Origin of the sequence: Bradyrhizobium sp. (assembly GCF_016462955.1) — a bacterium.
Lineage (GTDB): Bacteria > Pseudomonadota > Alphaproteobacteria > Rhizobiales > Xanthobacteraceae > Bradyrhizobium.
The window spans coordinates 4,796-8,339 of record NZ_JAEMSD010000043.1; the positions used below are offsets into that span (position 1 = coordinate 4,796).

3 protein-coding genes and 1 pseudogene are annotated in these 3,544 nt (G+C 64.8%); all 4 read left to right on the forward strand.

Going from position 1 to position 3,544, the window contains the following annotated elements; translation table 11 throughout:
• Positions 1-295: pseudogene (locus JHD07_RS07400) on the forward strand (efflux RND transporter periplasmic adaptor subunit); the annotation flags it as partial.
• Entirely contained in the window at positions 292-1,224 is a 933-nt protein-coding gene (locus JHD07_RS07405; RefSeq protein ID WP_291620533.1) for an ABC transporter ATP-binding protein, read from the forward strand. The pseudogene JHD07_RS07400 and the gene JHD07_RS07405, both read left to right, overlap by 4 nt.
• Positions 1,221-2,384 carry an ABC transporter permease gene (locus JHD07_RS07410; protein WP_291620535.1) on the forward strand — a complete coding sequence of 388 codons (1,164 nt, stop codon included), beginning with the start codon at positions 1,221-1,223 and terminating at the stop codon, positions 2,382-2,384. The genes JHD07_RS07405 and JHD07_RS07410 overlap by 4 nt, the downstream gene beginning before the upstream one ends.
• 109 nt (positions 2,385-2,493) lie before the next feature.
• On the forward strand, positions 2,494-3,544 hold a 1,051-nt coding region (locus JHD07_RS07415), incomplete at its 3' end, for an adenylate/guanylate cyclase domain-containing protein (RefSeq protein WP_291620537.1).

Here is a 3,544-nt window from a genome sequence, read left to right on the forward strand (position 1 = left end):
GAAGCTGCGCTTCTTCGTCCCGGAGACCGAGCTGTCGAAGCTTGCGATCGGCGACACGGTGCGCATCGCGTGCGACAATTGCGCCGCCGACCTCACCGCAAAGATCTACTTCATGGCGACCTCGGCCGAATACACCCCGCCCGTCATCTACAGCCTCGATGAGCGCAGCAAGCTCGTCTACCTGATCCAGGCGCGGCCCTCGCGTCCCGATGCCTTGCGTGTCGGACAGCCGATCGACGTCCACCTCAATCCCAAAACTCCTGAGACCAAGACACCGGTGGCGGACAAGCGATGAATGGCGGCAACGGCATCGCCATCGACGTCAAGGGCCTGACCAAGTCGTTCGGCGGCCGCGAGGTCGTGCACGATCTGTCGATGCAGGTGAAGCGCGGCTCGATCTACGGCTTTCTCGGACCCAACGGCTCGGGCAAGACCACGACGATCCGCATACTCTGCGGCCTGCTCACGCCCGACAGCGGCGAGGGCACTTGCCTCGGCTATGACATCCGCCGCGATGCCGAGAAGATCAAGCGCAAAGTCGGCTACATGACCCAGCGCTTCAGCCTGTATCAGGACCTCTCGGTGCGCGAGAATCTCGAATTCGTCGCGCGGCTCTATGGCCTGCCCGATGCGCGCGGCGCGGCGCGCGACATGATCAAGCGGCTCGGGCTGTCGGGACGCGAGGAGCAGCTTGCCGGCGAGCTATCCGGCGGCTGGAAGCAGCGGCTGGCGCTGGGGGCCTGCACCCTGCCCAATCCGCAATTGCTGCTGCTGGACGAGCCGACCGCCGGCGTCGACCCCAAGGCGCGGCGCGATTTCTGGAACGAGATCCACGCGCTTGCCGCCGAGGGCCTCACCGTGCTGGTGTCCACCCACTACATGGACGAGGCCGAGCGCTGCCACGAGATTGCCTACATCGCCTACGGCAATCTGCTGGCGCACGGCACGGTGGAGGAAGTGATCGCCAAGTCCGCGCTGACCACCTACACTGTCACGGGCGAAACGCTGAACGAGCTTGCCGCCGCGCTCACGGGCAAGCCCGGAATCGACATGGTGGCGCCGTTCGGCACCTCCTTGCATGTCTCGGGGCGAGACGTGGCGGCGCTCGAAGCCAGCATCGCGCCCTGGCGCGCGAAGGATGGTCTGCATTGGCAGAAGTCGCCGCCCTCGCTCGAAGACGTTTTCATCGAGCTGATGGGGCGCTCCAAGGACAATTTCCAATGAGCGCGGTCGAGCATCCCGTACCGCGACGCGAAACCCGGGACCGTTTCGGCTTCCTACGGCGCTCCTATGCGATGCTGATCAAGGAGTTCATCCAGCTCAAGCGCGACCGCGTCTCGTTCGCGATGATCGTGATGCTACCGGTGATGCAGCTCATGCTGTTCGGCTACGCCATCAACACCACGCCGCGCCATCTGCCGAGCGCCGTGCTGCTCCAGGAGGATTCCGATCTCGCCCGCTCGATCCTGAAGGCGCTGGAGAACACCGCCTACTTCCGCTTCCTCTATGAGGTGCACGACGTCGATGATTTCGACAATCTCCTGAAGTCGGGCAAGGTGCTGTTCGGCGTCGAGATCCCGCGTGGCTTCGAGCGGGCGGTGCGGCGCGGCGACAGGCCGGCGCTGCTGGTCGCAGCCGATGCCACCGATCCGGTCGCGGCCAGCGCTGCCATCGGCTCGCTCGGCATGGTGGTGCAGACCGCGCTCAAGCACGATCTCTACATCGGCGCCCCCCCGGAAATGCCGTTCGAGATCCGCGCCCATGCCCGCTACAATCCGGCAGCCAGCTCCAGCCTCAACATCGTGCCGGGGCTGGTCGGCACCATCCTCACCATGACCATGTTGATCTTTACCGCGTTGTCGGTCACGCGCGAGGTCGAGCGCGGCACGATGGAGAGCCTGCTGTCGATGCCGATCAAGCCGGTCGAGGTGATGCTCGGCAAGATCGTGCCCTACGTGCTGGTCGGCTTCATCCAGGCCTTCCTGATCATCAGCATCGGCGTCGGCCTGTTCGGCGTGCCCGTGCTTGGCAATCTGTTCCTTCTGGCGCTGCTCTCGACGCTGTTCATCACCACCAATCTGTCGATCGGCTACACCATCTCGACGCTGGTGCAGAACCAGCTCCAGGCCATGCAGATGTCGATGATGTTCTTCCTGCCGAGCATCCTGCTCTCCGGCTTCATGTTCCCGTTCGCAGGCATGCCGGCCTGGGCGCAATATCTCGGCGAAGCTCTGCCGCTGACCCATTATTTGCGGATCGTGCGGGCCATCATGTTGAAGGGCGCGACCATGGAGAACCTGCGTTTCGACACGCTGGCGCTGGCCGCCCTGATGCTGCTGGCCATGACCATCGCCGTGACGCGCTTCCGCCGCACGCTGGATTGATGCAAAGTGTCTCCGGCGTCATTCCGGGACGATGCGTCAGCATCGAACCCGGAATCTCGAGATTCCAGGCTCGCGGCCGCGCCGCGCCCCGGAATGACAAGGGGGGAAGATGGTTCGTTTTGCCAGCAGGAAGACGCGGCACCATGCCACGCTATCGGAGGATTTCGAGCGCGAGCTGACGCGGGAGGTGCTGCGCACCGAGCTGCTCCGGGTGCGGGCGCTGATCATGACCGGCTGCATCCTGATGCTGCTGCTCACCGCGATCTATCTGATCGACCCCGCCGTGGTGAACCGGGTCTGGCGCGGAACGGAAGGTCTCATCGAGGTCTATGGCCTCCTCGTCGGATTCATCCTGTTCGAGGTCTGGGTCCACACCCAGATCAGGAAGAACCTCCGGCTCGATCGCGATCTGCCGGTAATCAGGCGCTATATCGGCACGCTGATCGAGACGTCACTGCCAACGGTGATCCTGATCCTGCAGACCCGGACCATGGGCCCGAGCCAGGCTCTCGGCTTTGCCGTGCCGCTGATGTACTTCATCTTCGTCATTCTCTCGACCTTGCGGCTCGACTTCTGGCTCTCGGCATTCACGGGTTTCGTCGCCGCGGCCGGGCTTCTGTCGGTCGCGCTGCACTACAACGCGGCTGACGAGGCCGGCGATCCCCTGATCTATTTCCACGCCGTGCGCAGCGTCGTGATTTTGATCTGCGGCGTGCTGGCGGGCGCCGTCGGCGCTCAGCTGCGCCGCCAGTTCGCCGCGAGCATCGCGGCGGCGACCGCGCGCGATCGCGTGACGAATTTGTTCGGTCAGCACGTCTCCCCTCAAGTGGTGGAACGCTTGATGACGGCGGGGACCAGTACGGGCGGCGACGTTCGTCGTGTGGCTGTGATGTTCGTCGATTTCCGCGGCTTCACGGCCGGCGCACAGTCGCGCACGCCGCAGGAGGTCGTCGACCGGCTCGACGGCGCCTTCGCCGTGCTCGTCGACATTCTCGATCGCCACGGCGGCATCGTGAACAAGTTCCTCGGCGACGGCTTCCTCGCGCTGTTCGGCGCGCCGCTGGAAGCCGCCGACGCCGCACAGCGGGCGGTCGCCGCAGGCCGTGAGATGTTGCGCGCGATGGACCGCATCAACGCAGAGACGAGCTGGCCGCTGCGCA

What these genes read in the sequence shown, in the direction of transcription:
- JHD07_RS07410 (WP_291620535.1), top strand. Translation starts at nt 1,221, where the DNA reads ATGAGCGCGGTCGAGCATCCCGTACCGCGACGCGAAACCCGGGACCGT.
- JHD07_RS07405 (WP_291620533.1), top strand. Translation starts at nt 292, where the DNA reads ATGAATGGCGGCAACGGCATCGCCATCGACGTCAAGGGCCTGACCAAG.